Origin of the sequence: Nocardia neocaledoniensis (assembly GCF_003182135.1) — a bacterium.
Lineage (GTDB): Bacteria > Actinomycetota > Actinomycetes > Mycobacteriales > Mycobacteriaceae > Nocardia > Nocardia neocaledoniensis.
On the sequence record NZ_QGTL01000009.1, the window covers coordinates 310,642 to 312,290 of the forward strand.

Annotated in this window: 2 protein-coding genes and 1 pseudogene; all 3 read left to right on the top strand. The window is 67.5% G+C overall.

The window, feature by feature from the left end; all coding sequences use genetic code 11:
- Positions 1-103, top strand: a 103-nt coding sequence (locus DFR69_RS23875) for a TerD family protein (RefSeq protein ID WP_146229410.1), incomplete at its 5' end; no start/stop codon positions are given.
- Positions 104-111: 8 nt separating this feature from the next.
- Positions 112-840 (top strand): annotated as a pseudogene (locus tag DFR69_RS23880) (PP2C family protein-serine/threonine phosphatase); the annotation flags it as partial.
- Positions 841-932: 92 nt separating this feature from the next.
- On the top strand, positions 933-1,388 hold the full coding sequence (locus DFR69_RS23885) for an RDD family protein (protein ID WP_110039832.1): 456 nt from the start codon (positions 933-935) through the stop codon (positions 1,386-1,388).
- The last annotated feature ends 261 nt before the right edge of the window (positions 1,389-1,649 follow it).

Below are 1,649 nucleotides of genomic sequence, written 5' to 3' on the forward strand. Positions count from 1 at the left end.
TGAGCTCTACCGCAGCGGGTCAGAGTGGAAGTTCCGCGCGATCGGGCAGGGCTATGCCTCCGGATTGGCCGGTATCGCCCGCGACTACGGCGTCAACCTCTGATCCAGGCGATGACGAACGACGAGACCGTGGTGGCGCCACGACTGGTCACCGCGCAGCGCACCCATCGCGGTTTGGTGCGAGAGGCCAACGAGGACAGCGTCCACACCGGGGCGAACGTGCTCGCCCTGGCCGATGGCATGGGCGGGCACGCCGCCGGAGAAGTCGCTTCGGCGTTGATGATCGCCGCGTTGGCATCGCTCGAGCATCCAGGCGAGGGCGACCTGCTGTCGAGGCTGGAACAGGCTGTGCTGGAAGGCAATGCGGCCATCGCCGACCGCGCCCGGCAGAGTTCGGAGACCGAGGGGATGGGGACCACACTGTCCGCGCTGCTGTTCGACGGCACCCGGTTCGGGCTCGCCCACGTCGGCGACTCACGGGTCTACCGCCTGCGCGGCGGGCAGCTGAGCCAGCTCACCCACGACGACACCTTCGTCCAGGCACTGGTCGACGCCGGTCATATCACCGCCGAGCAGGCTCGCACCCATCCACGGCGCTCGTTGATCATGCGCGCGCTGACCGGGGCCGTCGTCGCCCCCACCCTCACCCTCGAGCAGGCCGAGATCGGCGACCGGTTTCTGCTGTGCTCGGACGGATTGTCGGATGTGGTCGGCGCCGAGCACATCGAACGGACCATGGCGGGCGCGCGCTCTGTCGAGGAGTGCGCCGCGCAGCTGATCGAACTGGCACTCGACGGTGGGGGACCCGACAACGTCACCGTCGTCGTCGCCGACCTGGTTGCCGCGATCTGAGATCGGGCGAGAAGCGACCGCCTGGCGGCGGTGTGGCCCACTGAACGGGTGGGCCTGTGTTACTGGGAGGAACAAGCGTCATGAGTACAGCTGAATACGGCCTGTCGGCCGGGGTGGTTCCCGGGGGACTCGGGAAGCGGGCCGCGGCGCGGTTCGTCGACTGGATCGTCGCGGGAATAGTGGGCGCGGTGCTGTTCTGGCTGCTGAACAAGTCGGCACACACCCCCGATTGGTTGTCGATCCTGCCGGGAGCCGGCTTCGGCTTCCTGTACTTCGTCGGATTCGAAGTCGCGACCGGATCCACCCCGGGCAAGAAGCTTCTCGGTCTGCATGTCAACGGTGCGGGCGGATCCGAGCGGCCCGGAATCGTCGAATCCGCGAAGCGCAACGCCTACATGCTGTTGAATCTGATCCCCTGGATCGGTGGTGTCCTGTGGTTCTTCGCGGCGATCACGATCGCGGCGACGTTGGGCTCGAGCCCGACCAAGCAGGGCTGGCACGACCGCTTCGCGGGCGGAACACAGGTCGTTACCTAGTGAGCTGACCTGCGGTGCGCATCTGCTCGTTCCCGCCCGATGCGCACCGGCTGGACGCAGGGAGCGCGGACAGCACGGCCCGCGCAAGTGCTTGCGCGACCGTCAGCCGGTATCTCGACGGGATCGGACCGGTTGAGCCACGCCTGCTCGGGCCGACTGCCGAATAGCCCGTGGAATACTGCGATCGTGCCCAAGCTCTGGAACGACACCATCACCGCGCATCGTCAAGCCGTGCGGGACGCCTTGCTGGACACGACCGCC

What these genes read in the sequence shown, in the direction of transcription:
- DFR69_RS23885 (WP_110039832.1), top strand. Translation starts at nt 933, where the DNA reads ATGAGTACAGCTGAATACGGCCTGTCGGCCGGGGTGGTTCCCGGGGGA.